This is a genomic window from Priestia megaterium (genome assembly GCF_046599315.1).
Taxonomy (GTDB): Bacteria; Bacillota; Bacilli; order Bacillales; family Bacillaceae_H; genus Priestia; species Priestia megaterium_F.
The window spans coordinates 20,001-43,601 of the sequence record NZ_JBKIKC010000016.1; the positions used below are offsets into that span (position 1 = coordinate 20,001).

Consider the following 23,601-nt stretch of genomic DNA (forward strand, 5'->3'; position numbering starts at 1 on the left):
GGTGAAATTATAGTACCTGTGAAGATGCAGGTTACCCGCGACAGGACGGAAAGACCCCGTGGAGCTTTACTGTAGCCTGATATTGAATTTTGGTACAGCTTGTACAGGATAGGTAGGAGCCTGAGAAGCCGGAGCGCTAGCTTCGGTGGAGGCGTCGGTGGGATACTACCCTGGCTGTATTGAAATTCTAACCCGCGGCCCTAATCGGGCCGGGAGACAGTGTCAGGTGGGCAGTTTGACTGGGGCGGTCGCCTCCTAAAATGTAACGGAGGCGCCCAAAGGTTCCCTCAGAATGGTTGGAAATCATTCGTAGAGTGTAAAGGCACAAGGGAGCTTGACTGCGAGACCTACAAGTCGAGCAGGGACGAAAGTCGGGCTTAGTGATCCGGTGGTTCCGCATGGAAGGGCCATCGCTCAACGGATAAAAGCTACCCCGGGGATAACAGGCTTATCTCCCCCAAGAGTCCACATCGACGGGGAGGTTTGGCACCTCGATGTCGGCTCATCGCATCCTGGGGCTGTAGTCGGTCCCAAGGGTTGGGCTGTTCGCCCATTAAAGCGGTACGCGAGCTGGGTTCAGAACGTCGTGAGACAGTTCGGTCCCTATCCGTCGTGGGCGTAGGAAATTTGAGAGGAGCTGTCCTTAGTACGAGAGGACCGGGATGGACACACCGCTGGTGTACCAGTTGTCTTGCCAAAGGCATCGCTGGGTAGCTATGTGTGGACGGGATAAGTGCTGAAAGCATCTAAGCATGAAGCCCCCCTCAAGATGAGATTTCCCATAGCGTAAGCTAGTAAGATTCCTGAAAGATGATCAGGTTGATAGGTCAGAGGTGGAAGCGTGGCGACACGTGTAGCTGACTGATACTAATCGATCGAGGACTTAACCAAACTTTAAAAGCGTAAGCTTTACTCAGCAACTGTTACCTAGTTTTGAGAGAACAAAACTTTTTTTAAAAAAAGTCTTGCTTTCTTTTGGGAATCATGTATAATATAATATGTCTGGTGGCGATAGCGAAGAGGTCACACCCGTTCCCATACCGAACACGGAAGTTAAGCTCTTTAGCGCCAATGGTAGTTGGGACTTTGTCTAGGACGTTGCCAGGCTGTTATTATTCCACAGTAGCTCAGTGGTAGAGCTATCGGCTGTTAACCGATCGGTCGTAGGTTGTCCTACCTGTGGAGCCAACTGGCCCGTTGGTCAAGCGGTTAAGACACCGCCCTTTCACGGCGGTAACACGGGTTCGAATCCCGTACGGGTCACCATTTATTTTTTATCTACATAATAGTGGAGGATTAGCTCAGCTGGGAGAGCACCTGCCTTACAAGCAGGGGGTCGGCGGTTCGATCCCGTCATCCTCCACCACCGTGCCGGTGTAGCTCAACTGGTAGAGCAACTGACTTGTAATCAGTAGGTTGGGGGTTCAAGTCCTCTTGCCGGCACCATTTATATCGGAGGGGTAGCGAAGTGGCTAAACGCGGCGGACTGTAAATCCGCTCCTTCGGGTTCGGCAGTTCGAATCTGCCCCCCTCCACCATGTTTATTGGGCTATCGCCAAGCGGTAAGGCAACGGATTTTGATTCCGTCATGCGTTGGTTCGAATCCAGCTAGCCCAGCCATAGAGAGCCATTAGCTCAGTTGGTAGAGCATCTGACTTTTAATCAGAGGGTCGAAGGTTCGAGTCCTTCATGGCTCATTTTAATAAGCGGAAGTAGTTCAGTGGTAGAACACCACCTTGCCAAGGTGGGGGTCGCGAGTTCGAACCTCGTCTTCCGCTCCATTTTTATATAAAAGAACATTTTGGGGCCTTAGCTCAGCTGGGAGAGCGCCTGCCTTGCACGCAGGAGGTCAGCGGTTCGATCCCGCTAGGCTCCACCATACATATAAACGTAAAACCTTTAAGCAATTTGCTTAAAGGTTTTTTTGTGCTTTTTCCACAAAATTAGAATTGTATATATATTCAAAAAAGTGTCGAGTTGAGCCATCGCTCAGTTAGCCGTTAAAATAAGAGAGTAGCAACATTTGTGATGGGGGGACATATTATGAATAAGCTTTCAATTATTGGAGTACCAATGGATTTAGGTCAAACTCGCCGAGGGGTCGATATGGGGCCAAGTGCGATCCGATATGCAGGTGTTATTGAACGCATCGAGAAGATTGGATATAGTGTAGAAGATGAAGGGAATATTGAAATTGCCTTAGCTGAACGTGTACATAGTGATGAAAATACAAATTTAAAGAATCTAAAAGCTGTATCGGATGCTAGCGAGAGGCTCGCTCAAAAAGTAAGTGATGTTATTACAAATAAAAGATTTCCTTTGGTGCTAGGAGGAGACCACAGTATCGCTATAGGAACACTAGCAGGAGTAAGTCGTCATTATAAAAATTTGGGCGTAATTTGGTATGATGCACACGGAGATTTAAATACAGCAGATACGTCTCCTTCAGGAAATATTCACGGTATGCCATTGGCAGCAAGCATAGGTATAGGAGACGAAGCGTTGACTCGAATTGGTGGTTATAGCCCTAAAGTCAAGCCTGAAAATATTGTGATTATCGGGGCCCGTTCTTTAGATGAAGGAGAAAAAGAGCTAATAAAGGAGAAAGGGATTAAAGTATATACGATGCATGAGATAGATCGAATGGGTATGGCAAAAGTAATGGAAGAAACAGTTGTATATTTGCGTGATAAAACAGACGGCGTTCATCTGTCACTCGATTTAGATGGGCTTGATCCACATGATGCCCCTGGGGTAGGAACGCCAGTTATAGGTGGAATAAGTTACAGAGAAAGCCATTTGGCTATGGAGATGTTAGAAGAATCTCAGCTAATCACTTCTGCTGAGTTTGTGGAAGTGAATCCTATTTTGGATGAACGGAACAAAACGGCTACCGTAGCTGTTGCATTAATGGGCTCACTTTTAGGAGAAAAATTAGTATAAAACATTAGTAGTTACAAAAAGATATATGCAACATATGTAAAGAAAAAAAGAAGCTCTTAGTTTGAATTCGAGAGCTTCTTTATAAAGAGAAAAACTTTTCATATTCATTTAATAAACCATCTAGTTCTGAGCTCACTCTCACCACTGGTAGTGACGATAAAGGATTTTCTGCTGCAAGAGTGACCATGTTATTTCTACATTCTTCAATTTGATTCAAAAGGTTTTCTTTTGTATGAGTCAAGCTTTCCACTCCTCTTCTTTTCATCTATACTAATTACATAACCTACGTACAATCTTTTTAAACGTATTTGACAAATTTTTGTTAAAATAATTAAGCATAAATGAAACTTTATGATAAAGTACACGTATATATACTATCCCGCAATGGGCGGAGGTAACCGTTACATGGATTTATTATTAAAAAGGAAAATAAAAAAAGTAAAAAAAGGTGACCAAGATGCGTTTGCTGACATAGTAGAATATCACAAGGATAAACTTTTTCATCTATGTTATCGAATGCTGGGAAACCGGGAAGAAGCCCAAGACGCTTCACAAGAAGCGTTTATTCGAGCCTATGTAAATATTCATAGTTATGACACAAGCAAAAAGTTTTCTACCTGGTTATATCGAATTGCGACAAATCTTTGTATTGATCGAATTCGTAAAAAAAAGCCAGACTATTATTTAGATGCAGAAGTAGCCGGGACCGACGGGTTAAATATGTACTCTCAAATAGCTGCCGATCAGGCCTTACCTGAGGAAGAGCTAGAGCAAGTAGAATTGCAAGAATTCATTCAGTCGGAAATATTAAAGCTACCTGAGAAGTATCGAACTGTCATTGTCCTAAAATATATAGATGAGCTGTCGTTAAAAGAAATCAGCGATATTTTAGACCTGCCGCTTGGCACGGTAAAGACTAGAATTCACAGAGGACGTGAAGCTTTAAGAAATCGACTTCGCCACTTGTAAGGAGTGAACTAAGAATGAAATGTCCAAAAATGTATGTAAATCTCATTCATGAACATCTAGATGGAGATATTACAAAAGAAGATGAACAGTTATTAAAAGAGCATTTGCATCAATGCAAAGGTTGTCAACAGCATATGCATCAGTTAAAAAGAACCATTGCATTTGTGCAAAGCACTTCTCATATAGAATTACCTATGAACTTTACAGCAGGTGTTATGGCCGGATTACCGCGTGAAAAGAATCGAATTCGAATGAATAGATGGTTTACGAACCATCCGATCCTTAGTGCAGCTGCTGTATTTGTATTGTTAATGTCCGGCACAGTGTTTTCAGCTTGGGAAACGGATGAAGACTTTTCTGTTTCAAAGCAGTCGAACCTAGTCATTCACGATAAAACAGTGGTTGTACCAAAAGGGGAGACCGTCAAAGGTGATATTACGGTGAGAAATGGCGATATTAAAATTGAAGGAAAAGTAGATGGAAACGTTACTGTTATACATGGTGATAAATACCTAGCTTCTGCAGGAGAAGTGACAGGCAATATTGAAGAGTTAGACAAGATTTTTGATTGGGTATGGTATAATGTCAAAACTCATGCCAAACAAGCTGTTGACTTTTAATAGTTGAAACATAAATCCGTCCGCTTATCTTGTCAGAGAGGAACAGTGGACGGTTTTATTTATATAAAAAGAAGGCTACATTGTATGTAGGAACAAGGATTTAAAAATAAGATGTAATTTACAGTGTAATTTTGTTTTATGGTATAATAAAACGGTTATGTTATCTTTATTACATATATAGAGGAAGTGAGAAGATGCCTATTGGAGACCTGCCAATCCTCTCATATTTAGGAAAAATTGTTGATGTTCTCCTGGTGTGGTTCGTCATATATAAATTAATTATGGTCATAAGAGGTACGAAAGCGGTACAGCTTTTAAAAGGAATCACGGTGATTTTAGTTGTTCGCTTTATAAGTAACTTCCTTGGACTAAATACGTTGCAATGGTTAATGGATCAGGCGTTAACGTATGGATTTTTAGCTATCATTATTATCTTTCAGCCAGAGCTGCGCCGAGCGCTTGAACAGCTTGGAAGAGGACGTTTGTTTTCACGCAGTAATTTGCCTGAAGAAGATGAGCGTACCGTTACGATTGAAGCTATTATAAAAGCAACGCATTATATGGCTAAAAGACGCATAGGTGCATTGATTTCAATCGAAAGAGAGACGGGTATGAGTGATTATATTGAAACAGGTATACCGCTCAACTCTAATATTTCTTCTGAATTATTAATCAACTTATTTATACCAAATACACCCCTTCATGATGGAGCGGTTATTTTACAGCGGGATCAAGTAGCCGCTGCAGCATGTTACTTACCTTTATCTGAAAGTCCTTTTATTTCAAAAGAATTAGGTACTCGCCATCGTGCTGCTGTAGGAATAAGTGAAGTAACAGATAGTGTGACTGTCATTGTATCTGAAGAAACTGGAGGCATTTCTGTTACCAAAAACGGTGAATTGTATCGTGAATTGACAATTGATACATTGAGAGAAATGCTAGAAAAAGAATTAGTCACCACTTCTAAAGCAACTTCTTCCACTCGTTGGCAATGGAGGTTGAAGAAGAATGGATAAACTGATGAATCGATCGTGGGTTATGAAAATTATCGCGTTGTTGTTAGCCTTCATGTTATATTTATCTGTTAATTTAGATGATGGCGCCAGTTCATCAAATAAGATTCTGAACCGAAGCAGTTCTGCTAATACTGGAGTAGAAACACTAACGGATGTTCCGGTCCAAGTATCCTACAACGAGAAGAACAGAATTGTAAGAGGTGTTCCGGATACGGTCATTATGACACTAGAGGGTCCTAAAAATATTTTGGCTCAAACAAAGCTCCAAAAGAATTATCAAGCTTACATTGATCTTGATAATTTAAGTTTAGGCCAGCACAGAGTCAAGGTTCAGTATCGAAATATCTCTGATAATTTAAATGTAGTGGTGAAGCCTGACATTGTAAACATAACAATTGAAGAACGCGATTCAAAACAGTTTTCAGTAGAGGCAAGTTATGATAAAAACAAAGTTAAGAATGGATATGAAGCAGGGGAAGCAACCGTTAGTCCAAGAGCTGTTACGGTAACGGGCTCATCAAGTCAATTAGATCAAGTTGCTTATGTGAAAGCCATTATTGATCTAGATAACGCTTCAAAAACAGTGACCAAACAAGCAACTGTTGTTGCACTAGATAAGAATTTAAATAAATTAAATGTGACGGTTCAACCAGAAACGGTCAATGTAACTATCCCTGTGGAAAATATCAGTAAAAAAGTGCCGATCGATGTGATTCAAGAAGGCACACCAGGCGATGGTGTCAACATTACGAAGCTAGAGCCTAAAACAGATAAAGTGGAAATTATCGGTCCATCTGACTCATTAGAGAAAATCGATAAAATTGATAACATTCCAGTCGATGTCACTGGTATTACGAAATCTAAAGATATTAAAGTCAATGTTCCTGTCCCAGACGGAATAGACAGTGTAAGTCCTAAACAAATTACCGTTCATGTGGAAGTAGATAAACAAGGTGATGAGGAAGACGCGGAAGAAACGGAAGAAACGGATGCAAGTGTAGTTGAGACTAAGTTATTTAAGAATTTACCGGTTTCTTTAACTGGCCAATCCTCTAAGTACACGTATGAACTGCTTTCTCCTACTTCAGTAGATGCGGATGTGAAAGGACCGAAATCTGATTTAGATAAGTTGACGAAAAGCGGCATTAGCTTATCAGCAAATGTAGGAAATTTATCTGCCGGGGAGCATACGGTGCCTATTATAATAAATAGCCCCGACTCTGTTACATCAACACTATCGATTAAACAGGCTAAAGTCCGTGTAACAGCGAAAAAACAATCAGGAACAAATGATAAGCAACCGGATAAAGAAACAAGTGGAAGTACGAGTGATAAAGAAACAAAGCCAAATACGGGAACTGGATCAGGAACAAATCCTGGGACGGAAAATTCAGGTGATTCAACTGATAAACCAAGCGAAGAGACTGACACACCTGAAAACAATACAGATACACCAACAGATAGCACAGAAACTGGTGATGACGGTAGTAATCAAAGTGATGAAAATTCTACACCCGTAGATGGACAGACAGATAATACATCAGGAAACTAAATGTTTTGACATGAAGGAGAGAAAATTAATGGGTAAGTATTTTGGAACAGATGGAGTACGAGGAGTTGCTAATAGTGAATTAACTCCTGAGCTTGCTTTTAAAATTGGACGCTTAGGTGGTTACGTTCTAACAAAAGATGCAGAGCGACCAAAAGTATTAATCGGACGCGATACACGCGTTTCTGGTCATATGTTAGAAGGAGCGCTTGTTGCTGGTTTACTTTCAATTGGTGCAGAAGTTATGCGATTAGGCGTTATTTCAACTCCAGGGGTAGCGTATTTAACAAAAGCACTTGGCGCACAAGCAGGAGTCATGATCTCTGCTTCACATAACCCAGTTCAGGATAATGGAATTAAATTCTTTGGTCCAGATGGATTTAAACTGTCAGATGCACAAGAGAATGAAATTGAAGCGTTAATGGATAGTGAAACAGATCAATTACCAAGACCTGTTGGAGGAGATTTAGGTCAGGTAAATGACTACTTCGAAGGTGGACAAAAATATCTTCAATACCTAAAACAAACGGTTGATGAAGATTTCTCCGGTATTCATGTTGCATTAGACTGTGCGCACGGGGCAACGTCATCTTTAGCAGCACATTTATTTGCAGATTTAGATGCGGATATCTCTACGATGGGGGCATCACCAAATGGGTTAAACATCAATGATGGTGTAGGATCTACACATCCGGAAGCCTTAAGTGCTTTCTTAAAAGAAAAAGGAGCGGATGTCGGTTTAGCATTTGATGGAGACGGAGACCGTTTAATCGCAATCGATGAAAAAGGTGAGATCGTAGATGGTGATCAAATCATGTTCATTTGTGCAAAATACTTGTATGAACAAGGACGTTTAAAGAAAAATACGCTTGTTTCTACTGTTATGAGTAACTTAGGCTTCTATAAAGCACTAGAAGCTAGCGGAATTGAAAGTGCACAAACTGGTGTAGGTGACCGCTATGTAGTAGAAGAAATGAAAGCTAATCAATATAACCTAGGTGGAGAACAGTCAGGTCATATTATTTTCTTAGATTACAACACAACAGGTGACGGTATGCTTTCAGCTATTCAGCTTGTAAACATTATGCAAGCAACGAAAAAGCCTTTATCTGAATTAGCAGGTGAAATGAAGAAATATCCTCAGCTTCTTGTAAATGTAAAAGTAACAGATAAGCATCATGTTACGGATAACGAGAAGGTAAAAGTGGTTATTGAAGAAGTTGAAAAAGAAATGAACGGTAATGGCCGAGTACTTGTACGTCCTTCAGGAACAGAGCCGTTAGTACGTGTGATGGTTGAAGCACAAACACAAGAAGAATGCGAGACTTATGTAACGCGTATCGTAGAAGTAGTAAAAGAAGAAATGGGCTTAGAGTAATTCATTAATTATATGCATAAGCGGTGACGTTTCAAGCTGCTTATGCATATTTTTATATTGTTGAGAAAAATTTTTGGAAATTATCTGATGCCAAAGGCTGTTTTTACAGATAGTAAAGAAGATAATTGACGTTTTCTCACTTCTTATTGTAATATTAAATCTGTTCGTCTCTTAATTTATGTAAAGGAGTGAACAATCTATTTTAAAAGTGAATACAAAGCGCCTGAACTAAGTAAAGGGACGGAAACGACTTAGTTGACGAGGAGGAGGTTTATCGAAGTATCGGCGGATGCCTCCCGGTTGTTGATTATCACGGCCGAAAACTTGATGTGAAAAACAATGAGGTGACTTGTTGGACAAAAGCATTGAGATGATAATCATTGATGATGAAAAGAGAATCTCTTTTCATACATGAAGGAGGATTTTATCTATGTGCGGAATTGTAGGATATATTGGAACAGAAGATTCAAAAGAAATTTTATTACGTGGTCTTGAAAAATTAGAATATCGTGGCTATGACTCAGCAGGTATTGCAGTTGTTAATAATGAAGGCGTACACGTATTTAAAGAAAAAGGTCGTATTGCAGAATTACGTCAGGCAGTAGATAACAGTGTTGTAGCACCAGCAGGTATCGGGCATACGCGTTGGGCAACTCATGGTGTACCAAGCCAAGAAAATGCTCACCCGCATCAAAGTACATCTGGGCGCTTCACACTTGTGCATAACGGTGTAATTGAAAACTACGCTATTTTAAAACGTGAATACTTACAAGATGTAACGTTCAAAAGCGAAACGGATACAGAAGTAATCGTTCAGTTAATTGAGAAAATCGCAGCAGAAGGCTTAGATGTAGAAGAAGCGTTCCGTAAGACAGTAAGCTTGCTTCACGGTTCTTATGCACTAGCTCTTGTTGATAACGAAGATAAAAATACAATCTACGTAGCTAAAAATAAAAGCCCGCTTCTTGTAGGTGTTGGCGAAGGGTTTAACGTTGTAGCAAGTGATGCTATGGCAATGCTTCAAGTAACAGATCAATACGTAGAATTAATGGATAAAGAAACAGTAATTGTTACAAAAGAAGGCGTAACAATTAAAACGCTTGATGGTGAAGTGGTAGAAAGAGCACCTTATACAGCAGAGCTTGATGCAAGTGATATTGAAAAAGGGACGTACCCTCACTATATGTTAAAAGAAATTGATGAACAGCCTTTAGTTGTTCGTAAAATCATTCAAGAATATCAAAATGGGAACAATGAACTGCACATTGATGCAGACATTTTAGAAGCAATGGATGAAGCAGACCGCATCTATATCGTAGCATGTGGAACAAGCTATCATGCAGGCTTAGTAGGTAAACAATTCATTGAAACGTGGGCGAAGGTTCCAGTAGAAGTGCACGTAGCAAGTGAATTTTCTTATAACATGCCGCTTTTATCTGAAAAGCCATTGTTTATCTTTATCTCTCAAAGTGGAGAAACAGCTGACAGCCGTGCAGTGTTAGTTCAAGTCAAAGAACTAGGTTACAAAGCGTTAACAATCACAAACGTTCCGGGATCAACATTATCTCGTGAATCTGATTATACGTTATTACTTCATGCAGGTCCGGAAATTGCTGTAGCATCAACAAAAGCTTATACAGCTCAATTAGCAGTATTATCAATTCTAGCGGCTGTAACAGCAAAGGCACGCGGAATTGAATTAGAATTTGATTTAGTTCAAGAGTTAGCAATCGTAGCAAACACAATGGAAGTACTTTGCGACGATAAAGAAGAAATGGAAAGCATTGCTCTTCAATTCTTAGCAACAACTCGTAACGCATTCTTTATTGGACGTTCTGTAGATTATTATGTAGGTTTAGAAGGTGCGTTAAAACTAAAAGAAATCTCTTATATCCAAGCAGAAGGATTTGCTGGAGGAGAGCTTAAGCACGGAACAATTGCTTTAATTGAAAACAATACGCCAATTATTGCATTAGCAACACAAGAGCATGTAAACTTAAGCATCCGTGGTAACGTAAAAGAAGTAGTAGCACGTGGAGCTAATCCTTGTATCATCTCAATGAAAGGATTAGAAACAGAAGAAGATCGTTACGTGATTCCGAAAGTTCACGAAACACTTTCGCCACTAGCAGCGGTTATTCCTTTACAATTAATCTCTTACTACGCTGCATTGCACCGCGATTGCGATGTAGATAAACCACGTAACTTAGCAAAATCAGTTACTGTAGAATAATAAGGTTCTAGACACCCTTCTCTTACAGAAGGGTGTTTTTGTATTACGGAGAAAGAGAACAAACACTGTTTTTGTACATACGTTTAATTGGACTAAAAATGTGTTTGCTTGCTCGATTTATTTTATATAATAGAAGAATAAATGAACGAACTTCAGCTATTAAAAAGGATGTGAAAAGCATTAATGTAGTGGCTCAAAGTATAAAGTACGTGTTGCGAGGCATCTTTTTTGTCTTGTATTTTCCCTTTTATTTTGTATTTCAAGTTTTGTGTAAAATATGGATATATTTAATCGCTAAGCCTCTCATATGGATAGGGAAAAGAATCATTCAACCTGTCATTTATTTCATTTGGATATACATTATACGTTTTCTGTTCGTTTATCCTATTTCTTGGCTATGGACTGCCATAATATATCCATTTATTCTCTTCGTTTGGAAGCGATGTTTTTTGCCTATAACTAGATTTATATGGAGATATGGTGCGCCCGTAATGGGTGATAAGAGAACATGGTGATTGCAAACCATTAGGTCTTCCCTAGATGACCTAGCATCACTTGACTAACCTTGGATGGAAACTGAAAGGGGACAATAGCATGTCAAGAAAGCCGAGAGTTGACTAAGCATCAAGTCAAGACTGAACGGCAAGATGTAAAGTATGGATAAGGATGAAAGCTAAACTGCTTTAACGATAGCACAAGGAAGGCTACCGTAACTCATTTCGGAAAGATGCTTATAAACGAAATGTGGTAAATGATATAGCGATAGTGGTGTCGTCGTTATATATAGGGACATTTATCATCCTCCATTATAGATGGAAACGTGTGAAAGTCGCATCCGAAACCATACGAGCAAGTCTCTTATTTCCTAAACGGGGATTACCTAAGTTAGGGTGCCGAAAGGCTATTGAGGATGACTTCAAGGCTTTGCCAAGAAGTGTGGCTCATGAATACCTAATAGGGTAACGGAGCCTTCGTAGTAGTCTGAGCTAGGGAAAGCCTAGTACATGGCGAAGGAAGGCAGTCTGTCAGCTTAAAAATGAACTTGGGGAGGTGCGAAAGGCATCATGCAAAGTCCAATAGTAGTATTAAGCAACCTGCAAAAACAGAGCCAAAAGCCAAATTACAAATTTAGAAGACTTTACAGAAATCTATACAATCCAGAATTTTATCTCACAGCGTATGACAATCTAAGCAAAAATGATGGTGCTCTTACAATGGGCGTTGATAAACGTTCTATTGATGGTTTTTCAATAGAAAAGATCGAAAAACTTATACCCACTCTTAAGGATAGAAGCTATCAACCATTTCCTTCAAAAAGAGTGTATATCCCTAAGAAAAACGGCAAAAAGAGACCTTTAGGTCTACCAAGCTTCACAGATAAATTAGTGCAGGAAGTAGTAAGAATGATATTGGAATCCATATATGAACCAACATTTTCAAAATCATCTCATGCTTATCAAAAGAACAAGAGCTGTCACACTGCACTTCAGGAAGTCAAACGAACATTTACTGGAAGTAAGTGGTTTGTCGAGGGAGACATTAAGGGTTTTTTCGATAATATCAACCATCATACACTCATTGGGATCTTAAGAAAACGCATTGATGATGAGGCATTTATTGAGCTAATATGGAAATTTCTTCGAGCTGGATATATGGAGGAGTGGAAGTTTCACAATACATTCAGTGGGGCACCACAAGGAGGTATTATTAGTCCACTACTTTCAAACATTTACCTGAATGAGTTAGACCAACATATGAAAGGGTTCATGGAACAATTCAGGCAAGGTAAAAGAAGAAAAGATAATCCAGAATATTTACGTAAGCATACTCGAATGAGAACCGCATTTCGGAACTATAAAGCAGCATTAGAAAATGAACAACTTGATAAAGCGCAACAGTACTTGAAGAAGGCAAAAGAAATAAAGAAAGAATTGCGGACTATTTCTTACAATAATCCAATGGATTCCACTTATAAACGTCTTACTTATGTACGATATGCCGACGATTTTCTTATCGGTGTAATTGGTTCAAAAGAAGATGCTAGAAGTGTTAAAGAAGCACTAACAAATTACTTAATGAAGACACTTCAACTGGAACTCTCTCAAGAGAAGACATTAATTACACATGCGTCCGAAAAACATGCGAGTTTTCTTGGTTACAAGATTCGTATTTTTTCAGATAGTCAGCCTCGAAGAGATGCCATTGGAAGAGTATGCCGATACCTAAATGGAAAAGTTCAATTAAAAATGCCTCATGAAGCTTGGGTTAACAAATTAAAGCAATACCAAGCAATTAGTATGAGTACCGATGGTACTTGGATGCCAAGAGAAAGAGTATACTTCATACACAATGAAGACTTAGAGATTGTTTCGCAATACAATAGCGAGATAAGAGGGTTGTACAATTACTATCGGCTAGCAGAAAACGTGAGTAATCATATGCATCGTTTTGCTTACTTTATGTACTATTCTCTGTTAAGAACCTTTGCGTGTAAATACAGAGTAGCAACAAAGAAGATTCGTAAACGTTATGAGAGAAATAAGCGATTTACCATTACTTATAAGACACCCAAAGGGGAAAGAAAATTATCCTTTATAGAAAGAAGTTTTCCCCGACAAAAGAGTCTTAAAGAAGCAGGCTCAGATCTTCTTCCAAATAACAGGTATGTGCAAAGTACAACTAAACTCTCTGATCGAATCAAAGCAGAACAATGTGAATTATGTGGAGAAACGAACACAACCATTCACATGCATCATATTAAAAAATTAAAGGATATAAAGAATAAGCCGAATAAGTCTTCTTTAGAAAAACGGATGGTCGCGAGAAATCGCAAGACTATTGCGTTATGTAAAGCTTGCCATATTAAAAGGCATAAAGGAGAAGTTTAGCAGGTGACAGATGGAGAGCCGGATACATTGAGAGATGTAAGTCCGGTTCGGGGAGGAGCATTCGAAAACCTACTACAGAAATGTAGAAAGGCGTTGGGTGCTTACTCTACTCGTATACCCTATATTGTATCTAATTTGTTACCCTTGTTATCTTTTTTGGAAATACCTTGTGCTGCCTTTTTACAATGAAATTATTTTTCCCGTGGTTTCATTCTGTCAGCGTATCTTTCTCTGTTTCTGGAAAGGAGTTAAGTGGGTCGGAATTCATATGATCTATTATCCTTTACGCTGGTTTTGGATGACATGTATATATAAACCGCTTAAAAAAGTGTATACAAAAATAATTCAGCCTGTTATCAAATGGTTTTCTCATTTATTTAGTTAATGAAATATACCAAAAGATTGCTTTTCTTTTTTAGGTATTAAACTCGAAAGATAAGAGGGAATTGATGTATAATAAAAACGGATATATCATTGCCTATTTATTTTATTAGATTCAACTTTGAAAGAGAGTGAAACAATATGGGCCGTAAGTGGAACAATATTAAGGAAAAGAAAGCGTCAAAAGATGCTAATACAAGTCGTATATATGCCAAGTTTGGCCGTGAGATTTATGTGGCTGCGAAACAAGGCGAGCCAGACCCAGAATCAAACCAAGCGTTAAAAGTTGTATTAGAACGCGCGAAAACATACAATGTGCCAAAAGCAATTATTGATCGTGCGATTGAAAAAGCCAAAGGCGGATCAGAAGAAAATTACGATAATCTTCGTTATGAAGGTTTTGGACCAAACGGATCAATGGTTATTGTAGATGCTCTTACGAATAACGTAAACAGAACGGCTTCAGACGTGCGTGCTGCATTTGGTAAAAACGGTGGTAACATGGGAGTAAGTGGATCAGTAGCGTACATGTTTGATCCAACAGCTGTTATTGGTGTAGAAGGTAAAAATGAAGAAGAAGCACTTGAATTGTTAATGGAAGCAGATGTAGATGTGCGTGACATTATAGAAGAAGAAGATTCTGTTATTGTTTATGCTGATCCGGATCAATTCCATGCGGTACAAAAAGCGTTCAACGATGCTGGTATCAAGGAATTTACAGTAGCTGAGCAAACGATGCTTGCTCAAAACGATGTAACTCTTCCTGAAGGTGCACAAGCTCAGTTTGAAAAAATGATTGATGCATTAGAGGACTTAGAAGACGTGCAGCAAGTATATCATAACGTTGATTTAGGATAATAGTGAATGAGGCAGACCTATCAAAGAGGTCTGTCTTTTTTTATAGGACCTGTGAAAAGCATCTATTGACCCTTTCCCTTCGATTGAAATATGGTAAGATAATGAATTAAGTATAGAAAATAGTAGAATTTTATAAGAAATAAATGGAGGGAAAGTAGTTGAAAAAATTAATGGTGGGAATGACGTTAACAGCTACGCTTGCAATGACTATAACGCCTGGCTTTAGCTCAATTGGGGGAAATCAAGGAAAGGCATATGCAGCCACAGTTACATATAAAGTAACGGCAACTAAGCTCAATGTGAGAAGCGGAGCGGGAACAACTTACGGGATTATCGGCAGCGTAGTGAAAGATCAAATGCTGTCTGTGGTGAGCAAAAGCGGGAGCTGGTACAAAATTAACTACAACGGCCGCACAGGCTATGTGAGCAGCGATTATGTACAAGTATCAGGAACAACAACCCCACCAGCAGAAAGCACAACGTACACAGTAACGGCAAGCACGCTGAATGTAAGAAGCGGAGCGGGCACTAGTTATGCAGCCATAGGAAGTGTGACAAAAGGCCAGAAGCTGTCTGTGGTGAGCAAAAGCGGGAGTTGGTACAAAATTAACTACAACGGCCGCACAGGCTATGTGAGCAGCGATTATGTACAAGTATCAGGAACAACAACCCCACCAGCAGAAAGCACAACGTACACAGTAACGGCAAGCACGCTGAATGTAAGAAGCGGAGCGGGCACTAGTTATGCAGCCATAGGAAGTGTGACAAAAGGCCAGAAGCTGTCTGTGGTAAGCAAAAGCGGAAGCTGGTACAAAATTAACTACAACGGTCGCACAGGCTATGTAAGCAGTGACTACGTACAGGCTTCAGCTACAGCATCGCCAAAGCTCGTAGTTGATTCTTTTAAAACGTTAGGTAACGCTCAGCAAGTCATTTTGGTTACAGCAGATAACTACGATACGAAGTCTGCTAGAATTCAAACGTTTGAAAAAGCTGATGGTAAGTGGAAGCAAGTTTTAACAGCGAACGGTGTACTTGGGCAAAAAGGATTCGCTTTATCGAAAAAAGAAGGAGATATGGAGTCTCCGACAGGTAAATACACAATTGGCACAGCATTTGGACGCTATGAAAATCCTGGAACTAAGCTTTTATATCGAAAGATTACAGCAAATGATGTGTGGGTAGATGATTCAAAAAGTCCTCTATATAATACGTGGCAGCAAAAGCCAGCGAATGGACGCTGGACAAGCGCTGAGAACATGGACATCCCTGCTTACGATTATGGGTTTGTCATTAATTATAATGAATCTAGGACGCCAGGGAAGGGAAGTGCAATCTTCTTCCATGTAGGAACAAATTACACAGCAGGATGTACGGCTACTTCCAAAGAACAAGTCGTCTCTATTTTAAAATGGTTAAATCCAGAGAAAAATCCGGTTATTATTCAATCTCCTGTAAGTGAACTTGATAAATATTAAGTTAGAAGCAGCTGAATTCATACAATTCAGCTGCTTTTCTATGTAATTAAAAGCTTTGTCTGTCTACGGTACGACAAAGTTAGTTTTCCTATTCATTGAATGAAAGCGTTTAATCTCTTACGATTAAAGTATCATCACGTAGAGAAAGGAAGAGAGCAAATGGCTCAATCTAATATAAAAGTAGCTGTACAAAAGTTTGGGAACTTTCTAAGTTCAATGGTTATGCCAAATATCGGTGCATTTATTGCATGGGGACTTATTACTGCTTTATTTATTCCAACAGGCTTTTTCCCAAATGAAAGCCTTGCCAAATTAGTGGATCCAATGGTCAAGTATTTGCTGCCGCTGCTAATCGGCTATACAGGAGGAAAGCTTGTACATGATCAACGGGGGGGCGTTGTAGGTGCTATCGCAACCATGGGAGTCATCGTTGGATCTGATATTCCAATGTTTCTTGGCGCCATGATTATGGGACCGCTTGGCGGTTACATCATCAAGAAGTTTGATCAGTTTATTGAAGGTAAAGTCAAAACAGGATTTGAGATGTTAATTAATAATTTCTCAGCAGGTATTCTTGGAGGAACTTTAGCAATTCTAGCCTTTTTAGGGGTTAGTCCAGCTGTGGATGGTTTTACAGGCGCACTTGTAGTGGGTGTAGATTGGATGGTTGCACATGGTCTTTTGCCTCTTACAAGTATTCTAATTGAACCGGCTAAAATTTTATTTTTAAACAATGCTATTAATCACGGTATCTTATCTCCGATTGGAGCAGAACAAATTCGAACAAACGGACAATCCATTCTATTGTTATTAGAAACAAATCCTGGTCCAGGATTAGGAATTCTGTTAGCTTATTGTTTCTTTGGGAAAGGAACAGCAAAACAGTCAGCGCCGGGAGCGGCCATCATTCACTTTATCGGTGGAATTCACGAAATTTACTTCCCTTATGTTTTAATGCGTCCGCTGCTAATCGTTGCGGCTATTCTAGGAGGAATGAGCGGCGTATTTACATTTGTTCTTTTAGGTGGAGGCTTACAAGCGGTTGCTTCACCAGGAAGTATTTTAGCTATTTTAGCTGCTACACCGGGCAATGCAGGCAGCTATGTTGCAAATATCTCAGGTGTTCTCGTTGCAGCCGTTGTCTCGTTTATTGTAGGGACACTAATTTTAAAAACAGGCAAGCAGTCGGAAGATTTAGATGAAGCCGCTCGCAAAATGCAAGAGATGAAAGGCAAGAAGAGTTCTGTAGCAGGAAGCTTTGCAAAACAGCAAGGTGAAGTGCCAGTAAACGTTCAAAAAATTGTTTTTGCCTGTGACGCAGGTATGGGATCGAGTGCAATGGGCGCTTCTCTTCTTCGTAAGAAAGTTAAGCAAGCGGATTTAAATATTTCGGTCACAAATACAGCGATCAGTAATATTCCAGATGACGCTCAAATCGTCATTACACAGGAAGAGCTAACGCCAAGAGCCCAAAATAAAGTTCCAGGTGCTTATCATATCTCTGTTGATAATTTTCTATCTAGTCCGGAATATGACAAATTAATCAATCAGCTGAAAAATGATCATACTACTTCTAACGTGGAAGAAGAAAAGGAAGTATCTGCAGAAAGCAATACAGATAGTAATGATGGTTTGCTGCTAGAAGAAAATGTTTTCTTGAATCAGCATTTTTCTTCTAAGGAAGAAGCAATTCGATTTGCAGGGAGTGTGTTAGTAAAAGGCGGCTATGTAGAAGAAAACTACGTTGAAGCGATGATTGAGCGCGACAATATGACTTCTACTTATATGGGCAACGACGTAGCAATTCCGCACGGTACGGAAGAAGCGAAAAAGAACGTTTTAAAATCAGGTTTTACAGTGATTCAAGTTCCCGAAGGCGTTGACTTTGATGGTGAGAAAGTTCGTTTGATCTTTGGAATTGCTGGAAAAGACGGCACCCATTTAGAAATTTTATCTGGTATCGCGATTACGTGTTCCGATATGGACAATATTGAACAGATGGTTCATGCTAAATCAGCTAAAGAATTAATGGCTATTATTCAAAGTAACTAACGGGATAAAAAGGCATGAAGATGCCTTTTTATCCTTTGTTTATAAATAAGAAAAGAGTTGATGTTCTTGTTTATTACTTCAAGAGAAAAATCAATCATTGAATTAATTATTAAAACAGCAGGAAAGCATACAGCACTTTCGATTGCTACCTTTTTGAACGTAAGTGTAAGAACTGTTCATCGAGATTTGAAGGCAATTGAATCAATACTTGAAAAGTTTAATTTGAGGCTGATTCGTACACAAGATGAAGGACTAATGATTGAAGGCAAGAATGAACAAATTTTTCGTCTTATCCAAGAGCTGATGAAGATCAAAACGACGGATCAGTCTCCACAGGAAAGAAAATTAATTCTTTTAATTCTTCTTCTAGAAGAAGGAGATTCCTTCAAATTGCAAACACTGGCTAAAGATTTAGGAGTAAGTATTACTACGCTAACTGCTTACTTAGATGAGTTCACCGAGTGGTTAAAAACATTTGATGTTTTCCTTCATCGAAAGAGAGGGGTAGGAGTAGAGGTTCAAGCCACTGAAGCCAATAAACGAAAAGCACTAGCTAATTATTTTCTTGTTCACTTTAACGAAGAGTTAATTGAATGCTTATTTTTAGTAGAAAATCAGCAGCATACAGATGAAAAGATTCTGCATTATTTTTATCCAGATTATTTAACAGAAGTAGATCGAATTGTACATCAAGCGATCAATCAGCGTCACTCCAAACTGGCTGATAGCGATTATATAGGACTCATTGTCCATATTTGCATTATGATACAGCGAACGAAAAAACAAATGTATCTAGAAGATGAAGACAGTCAAACGGAAGAACTGGCGAGTGAAATATTGCTAATGAAGGATATTTGCCGCGAAATTGAACGGGTATTTTCTCTTTCTTTTACAGAAAAAGATATTCATTTCTTAGCAGTACGGCTGCGCGCAGCAAAGTTCCAAACTACAAGAGACGTATATTACGACAGCGTAGTAGTTGGCCAGATTGTCAAGAATATGATTGCTCATGTTTCTATTCAGCTTAACATCGACTTAACCGGTGATTTTTCTCTTTACCAAGGGCTGCTTGCTCATATGGAACCGGCAATTTTTCGTCTCAAGCAGAAAATGGAGCTTTTTAATCCATTAACAGAAGAGATTAAGAAAAAGTATCCTGTTTTATTTATGGCTGTAAGAAATAGTATCGATCAAGAGTTGCCAGATTTAGTTTTTCCAGATGATGAAGTGGCATATCTTGTCTTGCATTTTGGTTCAACGCTAGTGCTAAAAGAAGAAGTCATGGAAATTCAGGCACTGATTGTCTGTCCAACTGGAATCGGCACCTCAAAAATGTTAGCCAGCCGTATTCGTAAAGAGATTCCTGAAATTAATTCAGTTGTCATTAAATCGGTAAAAGAAATCAAAGAAGCCGCGCTTGAAGAGTATGACGTAGTGATTTCAACAGTAAGACTGCCTTTTTTTAATGTAGATTACATTTTAGTTAATGCACTCTTAACAGAAGAGGACATTCACTCCGTTCAGAATTTTTTACAGAAAAATATTCAAAAGTTAACCAAAGATAAAGACTATCGTTCTTTTCAATATACAAATAAGACCAATTATAAAGAAAAACCGTCTTTTAAAGAAACGATGAAGCAAATTAAAGATGTGCATGGAAGTATCGAAGCAATTCTTCAAAACCTTAGAATGTATCGATTTTCAGATGCTGTGAGTCATGATCAGGTGATTTCACACGTAGTAAAAGCTGCTGAAGAAGAACATTTGATTATCAATGCTAGCTGCGTTATTCGTCAGCTTAAGGAAAGAGAAAACAAAGGTGGTTTAGGAATTCCGCAGACGAGTATGGCGCTGTTCCATTGCCGTGACTATCACGTAAAAGAGCTGATTTTCCAGGTTTCACATTTGGAACAGCCTTGCACAGTTAAAGGGATGGACGGAACAGACATGCAGGCGCGTAACCTTCTATTAATGCTTGCACCTGAGGAGTTAAGTGAAACACAACAAGAAATTTTAAGTTTAATTAGTACCAGTTTAATTGAAGACCATGAAGCGATGTTAATTTTTTCTTCTTCGAATGAAGAGATGATTCGCAAAAAGTTAGAGGATACGTTTCATGATTACCTTCGAAATAATTTGATAAAGGAATGATTTTTGTGAAACAAGTAGTTCATTTTGGAGCAGGTAATATTGGTCGAGGATTTATTGGGGCATTGTTTTCTCAAAGTAACTATCACGTCACATTCGTAGATATTGCTGAAAAGATTATCAATCAGTTAAATACGGATGAAGGGTATAACGTAGTGACAGCTGCGGAGCACCCGAAGACATTAGCTATTCAAAACGTATCTGGTTTAAATAATCTTACACAAGAGCAAGCAGTCATTAAAGCGATTAAAGAAGCAACGTACATTACGACGGCCATCGGACCCAACGTTCTGCCTCGCATTGCTTCTTTAATTGCTAAAGGTTTAGCTGAACGCGTGAAAACAAGCGACGAAAACGTATATGTAATTGCATGTGAAAATCAAATCTCTGCGACAGATTTATTAAAAGGCTATATTTTTGATGCGCTGGACGAAGAGACAAAAGATCATATGATAAATAAGGTCTTTTTCTTCAATTCAGCTGTAGATCGTATCGTGCCTATTCAACATAACCAAGGCTCGCTTGATATTTTAGTAGAATCCTATTATGAATGGGTAGTAGAAGCACCTGAAGATATTCCTTTTGTAGAAGGAATGACGATTGTGCCTGACCTTGCTCCTTTTATTGAAAGAAAGTTATTTACAGTGAATACGGGACACGCCGTGATTGCATATTTTGGTTATTTGAAAGGAAAAGAAACGATTGATCAAACGTTAAGAGATTTAGATATTTATGAACAAGTACAGCAAACGCTACAAGAAACAGGAAATTATCTAATTAAGAGATATGCCTTGAACAGAGAAGAGCACGAAGCCTATATTGTTAAAATTATTGAGCGCTTTAAGAATCCACATTTAAATGATTCAGTTAAAAGGGTAGGAAGAGCGCCAATTCGGAAGCTTGGACCTCAGGATCGTTTGATTCGTCCAGCGCTGGAAGCAAAAAAAGCGGGCCTTTCTTATACCCACTTAGCGAAGGCCATCGCCGCTGCGCTTCTATTTGACCCACAAGAAGATAAAGAAGCTATGAAGCTTCAAGCGAATATTAATGAGTATGGTATTGAGTATGTATTAAAAGAAATTAGTGGATTAGAGGCAAGTGATGACTTAACAAAAGAAATCATTGCTCAATACAATGCTTTAAAATCGTGAATGAATTTGATGCATACAAACAGTCCATTTTAAGTGGGCTGTTTTTCTTTTAGTAGAAAGGGAATGTTTGTGTATAGGAGGGTGATAAAATGGTAGCTATTACGCACGTTGGATTAGCTGTACCTGATGTAGAAGAAGCCGTGCAGTGGTATGAACAAGTTTTAGACTTTAAGCTGATTGCTGGTCCCTATACGTTTAATGCTGAGGAAGAACAAGATGAAAATATGACTCAAGATTTACTAGGTTCTGATATTAAAAAAATGAAAAATGCTCACATGACAGCTGACAACCAGGCAGGCATTGAACTGTTTGAATTTAACAAGCCGCAGATGCCACTAGTATTAAAAGGCAATGATGAGCAGTATCAGAGTTATTTTCACATATGTGTAATAGCCGATGATGTGGAAAAGTTAGCGGATAAAATTGAACAATCAGGTGGTAAAAAGCGCAGCCAATTATGGAATACAAGACCAGGAAAACCTTATTATTTAATTTATTGTGAAGATCCGTTTGGAAATATTATTGAGCTGTATTCACACAGTACAGAGCTCATGTATGGGAATAGAGCAGAATAAAAGCTTATCCAATTTTTTTGGATAAGCTTTATTTTTTACAGCTGTCCGTAACCGTATACCTTTGCCAGCTCTTCGAAGTTCTTTGATGAATAAGTAATATTTACAGATGTTCCTACTGCCACTTTATCGAATAATTCTTCAACATCCGCATTGTGCATTCGTACGCAGCCGTGGCTCACATATTTACCAATGCTAGCTTCTGAGTTATTGCCGTGAATACCGTATGTGTCACCTGTTGTGCCGTTTGCATCGAGCCCTAGCCAGCGGGAGCCAAGAGGGTTATTAGGAGCGCCTCCTGCAATATACCCTGTATAGTAAGGACGATTTTTAATTTTGTTAACAATCTTAAAAAAACCTACCGGCGTAGCGCTCCATGTTTTCCCTGTAGCTACTAAATACACTTTCTCTAACTTTCCACTATGAAAATAAGCAAGCTGATTTATTTTTTTATTAATAATAATTAAATCTTCATTTGCTGCGTTTCCACTTGCATTGGCCGTGCTCGCTGTATAAGAAATGCTGATAATAGCTGCGAGGCATAAAGCAGCTGCTTGCAGTAGAATTTTTCTCACGTTCTAGCCATCTCCTCTATTGTTAGTTTGCATATTTGCTGAATGACATACTGCTAGTGTATAAAAGAAAAATGGACTGAATATGAACCTTTCCTGAAGGAAAACTGAAAGTGCATTTTATTTACACGCGAATATAAAGTAAAAATCTGGGCAGAAATACAACTAAAGGTCTGGTACATATCTCATGAAAAAGAGAAAAATGAAAATGCACCTTGTATGTTTAATTTAGGATGTATTATCATAAAAGTTTGAAATGAAGGGCAGGAGGTGGAAGAAACAGATGCTTAAAGAATTTAAAGAGTTTGCTTTACGTGGAAATGTATTAGATTTAGCTGTCGGTGTTATTATTGGGGCGGCATTTGGAAAAATTGTGACGTCTCTTGTAAATGATATTATTATGCCGCTGATTGGTTTGTTGCTAGCAGGTATAGACTTTAAAGGTTTATCGTTTAAAGTTGGAGATGCTACGGTATTATATGGATCTTTTATTCAAACGATTGTTGATTTCTTAATTGTCGCATTCTCGATTTTCTTATTTATTCGTTTCTTTAATCGTTTTAAGAGAAAAGAAGAAGAGAAAGTAGAGGAAGAAGTGGCTGTTCTGACAAAAGAGGAAGAGATTTTAACAGAAATTCGCGATTTACTAAAAGCAGAAGCAGTAAAAGAGCGTTCATAACAGCGCCCTTTACATACGTACAAAATGGCTAAAAGGCCCGTCTTTTCATAAGAAAAGCGGGCTTTTTTTGTACGGAATTTCTCAGGAAATATTATCGATATGAGCATGGGAAAA

General features: G+C 38.9%; 17 protein-coding genes, 9 tRNA genes and 2 rRNA genes (1 of these 28 cut by a window edge). 26 read left to right on the forward strand and 2 right to left on the reverse strand.

The window, feature by feature from the left end:
- From ACLHDF_RS26670 to rocF, 12 genes are all read left to right on the forward strand, one after another.
- Positions 1-891 (forward strand): 23S ribosomal RNA (locus tag ACLHDF_RS26670) (it extends 2,045 nt beyond the left edge of the window).
- 110 nt (positions 892-1,001) lie between these two features.
- A 5S ribosomal RNA gene (gene rrf, locus ACLHDF_RS26675) occupies positions 1,002-1,107 on the forward strand.
- Between the two features lie 9 nt (positions 1,108-1,116).
- Positions 1,117-1,188, forward strand: a tRNA-Asn gene (locus tag ACLHDF_RS26680).
- A gap of 3 nt (positions 1,189-1,191) precedes the next feature.
- Positions 1,192-1,266 (forward strand) — tRNA-Glu (locus ACLHDF_RS26685).
- A 24-nt stretch (positions 1,267-1,290) separates the two neighbouring features.
- Positions 1,291-1,366: transfer RNA gene (locus tag ACLHDF_RS26690), tRNA-Val, on the forward strand.
- 4 nt (positions 1,367-1,370) lie between these two features.
- Positions 1,371-1,446 (forward strand) — tRNA-Thr (locus tag ACLHDF_RS26695).
- A gap of 8 nt (positions 1,447-1,454) precedes the next feature.
- Positions 1,455-1,538 (forward strand) — tRNA-Tyr (locus ACLHDF_RS26700).
- A 7-nt stretch (positions 1,539-1,545) separates the two neighbouring features.
- Positions 1,546-1,620: transfer RNA gene (locus ACLHDF_RS26705), tRNA-Gln, on the forward strand.
- A gap of 4 nt (positions 1,621-1,624) precedes the next feature.
- Positions 1,625-1,697: transfer RNA gene (locus tag ACLHDF_RS26710), tRNA-Lys, on the forward strand.
- Between the two features lie 9 nt (positions 1,698-1,706).
- A tRNA-Gly gene (locus ACLHDF_RS26715) sits at positions 1,707-1,781 on the forward strand.
- 22 nt (positions 1,782-1,803) lie between these two features.
- Positions 1,804-1,879 (forward strand) — tRNA-Ala (locus ACLHDF_RS26720).
- A 164-nt stretch (positions 1,880-2,043) separates the two neighbouring features.
- A complete protein-coding gene (gene rocF, locus ACLHDF_RS26725) occupies positions 2,044-2,943 on the forward strand; it encodes an arginase (protein WP_413921549.1) in 900 nt (299 codons plus the stop codon).
- A 79-nt stretch (positions 2,944-3,022) separates the two neighbouring features.
- On the opposite strand, the gene ACLHDF_RS26730 is transcribed toward rocF, so the two are convergent.
- Positions 3,023-3,184, reverse strand: coding sequence for a Spo0E family sporulation regulatory protein-aspartic acid phosphatase (locus ACLHDF_RS26730; protein WP_413921550.1), 162 nt, complete (start codon positions 3,182-3,184; stop codon positions 3,023-3,025).
- 164 nt (positions 3,185-3,348) lie between these two features.
- Here ACLHDF_RS26730 and sigW point away from each other — a divergent pair, with 164 nt between their 5' ends.
- The 13 genes from sigW (at position 3,349) to ACLHDF_RS26795 (ending at position 22,239) form a co-directional block, all read left to right on the forward strand.
- On the forward strand, positions 3,349-3,912 hold the full coding sequence (gene sigW / locus ACLHDF_RS26735) for an RNA polymerase sigma factor SigW (RefSeq protein WP_098548439.1): 564 nt from the start codon (positions 3,349-3,351) through the stop codon (positions 3,910-3,912).
- Between the two features lie 14 nt (positions 3,913-3,926).
- On the forward strand, positions 3,927-4,532 hold the full coding sequence (locus ACLHDF_RS26740; RefSeq protein ID WP_413921551.1) for a zf-HC2 domain-containing protein: 606 nt from the start codon (positions 3,927-3,929) through the stop codon (positions 4,530-4,532).
- Between the two features lie 194 nt (positions 4,533-4,726).
- Entirely contained in the window at positions 4,727-5,548 is an 822-nt protein-coding gene (gene cdaA, locus ACLHDF_RS26745) for a diadenylate cyclase CdaA (RefSeq protein ID WP_336439413.1), read from the forward strand.
- Complete coding sequence (locus tag ACLHDF_RS26750; protein WP_413921552.1) at positions 5,541-7,100, forward strand: YbbR-like domain-containing protein; 1,560 nt, start codon at positions 5,541-5,543, stop codon at positions 7,098-7,100. The genes cdaA and ACLHDF_RS26750 overlap by 8 nt, the downstream gene beginning before the upstream one ends.
- A gap of 28 nt (positions 7,101-7,128) precedes the next feature.
- The gene (glmM, locus tag ACLHDF_RS26755; protein WP_413921553.1) at positions 7,129-8,475 is read left to right on the forward strand and encodes a phosphoglucosamine mutase; all 1,347 of its coding nucleotides are present in this window, start codon (positions 7,129-7,131) and stop codon (positions 8,473-8,475) included.
- A gap of 430 nt (positions 8,476-8,905) precedes the next feature.
- Positions 8,906-10,708 carry a glutamine--fructose-6-phosphate transaminase (isomerizing) gene (gene glmS / locus ACLHDF_RS26760; RefSeq protein WP_413921554.1) on the forward strand — a complete coding sequence of 601 codons (1,803 nt, stop codon included), beginning with the start codon at positions 8,906-8,908 and terminating at the stop codon, positions 10,706-10,708.
- A gap of 1,064 nt (positions 10,709-11,772) precedes the next feature.
- Complete coding sequence (locus tag ACLHDF_RS26765) at positions 11,773-13,596, forward strand: reverse transcriptase domain-containing protein (protein WP_413921555.1); 1,824 nt, start codon at positions 11,773-11,775, stop codon at positions 13,594-13,596.
- A 522-nt stretch (positions 13,597-14,118) separates the two neighbouring features.
- Positions 14,119-14,835 (forward strand): YebC/PmpR family DNA-binding transcriptional regulator, encoded by a 717-nt coding sequence (locus ACLHDF_RS26770; protein ID WP_413921556.1) that lies wholly within the window; start codon positions 14,119-14,121, stop codon positions 14,833-14,835.
- Positions 14,836-14,993: 158 nt separating this feature from the next.
- Entirely contained in the window at positions 14,994-16,313 is a 1,320-nt protein-coding gene (locus ACLHDF_RS26775; RefSeq protein WP_413921557.1) for an SH3 domain-containing protein, read from the forward strand.
- 159 nt (positions 16,314-16,472) lie between these two features.
- Positions 16,473-18,365, forward strand: a complete 1,893-nt coding sequence (locus ACLHDF_RS26780) for a PTS mannitol transporter subunit IICBA (protein WP_413921558.1) — start codon at positions 16,473-16,475, stop codon at positions 18,363-18,365.
- A 60-nt stretch (positions 18,366-18,425) separates the two neighbouring features.
- Positions 18,426-20,516, forward strand: a complete 2,091-nt coding sequence (locus tag ACLHDF_RS26785; protein WP_413921559.1) for a BglG family transcription antiterminator — start codon at positions 18,426-18,428, stop codon at positions 20,514-20,516.
- Between the two features lie 5 nt (positions 20,517-20,521).
- Positions 20,522-21,664 (forward strand): mannitol-1-phosphate 5-dehydrogenase, encoded by a 1,143-nt coding sequence (locus ACLHDF_RS26790; RefSeq protein WP_413921560.1) that lies wholly within the window; start codon positions 20,522-20,524, stop codon positions 21,662-21,664.
- 89 nt (positions 21,665-21,753) lie between these two features.
- On the forward strand, positions 21,754-22,239 hold the full coding sequence (locus ACLHDF_RS26795) for a VOC family protein (RefSeq protein ID WP_413921561.1): 486 nt from the start codon (positions 21,754-21,756) through the stop codon (positions 22,237-22,239).
- A 35-nt stretch (positions 22,240-22,274) separates the two neighbouring features.
- Here the strand turns inward: ACLHDF_RS26795 and ACLHDF_RS26800 are convergent, their stop codons facing one another.
- Positions 22,275-22,811, reverse strand: coding sequence for a L,D-transpeptidase (locus ACLHDF_RS26800; RefSeq protein WP_413921562.1), 537 nt, complete (start codon positions 22,809-22,811; stop codon positions 22,275-22,277).
- 280 nt (positions 22,812-23,091) lie between these two features.
- Here ACLHDF_RS26800 and mscL point away from each other — a divergent pair, with 280 nt between their 5' ends.
- Positions 23,092-23,487 carry a large conductance mechanosensitive channel protein MscL gene (gene mscL / locus ACLHDF_RS26805; protein ID WP_413921563.1) on the forward strand — a complete coding sequence of 132 codons (396 nt, stop codon included), beginning with the start codon at positions 23,092-23,094 and terminating at the stop codon, positions 23,485-23,487.
- Positions 23,488-23,601: the final 114 nt, after the last annotated feature.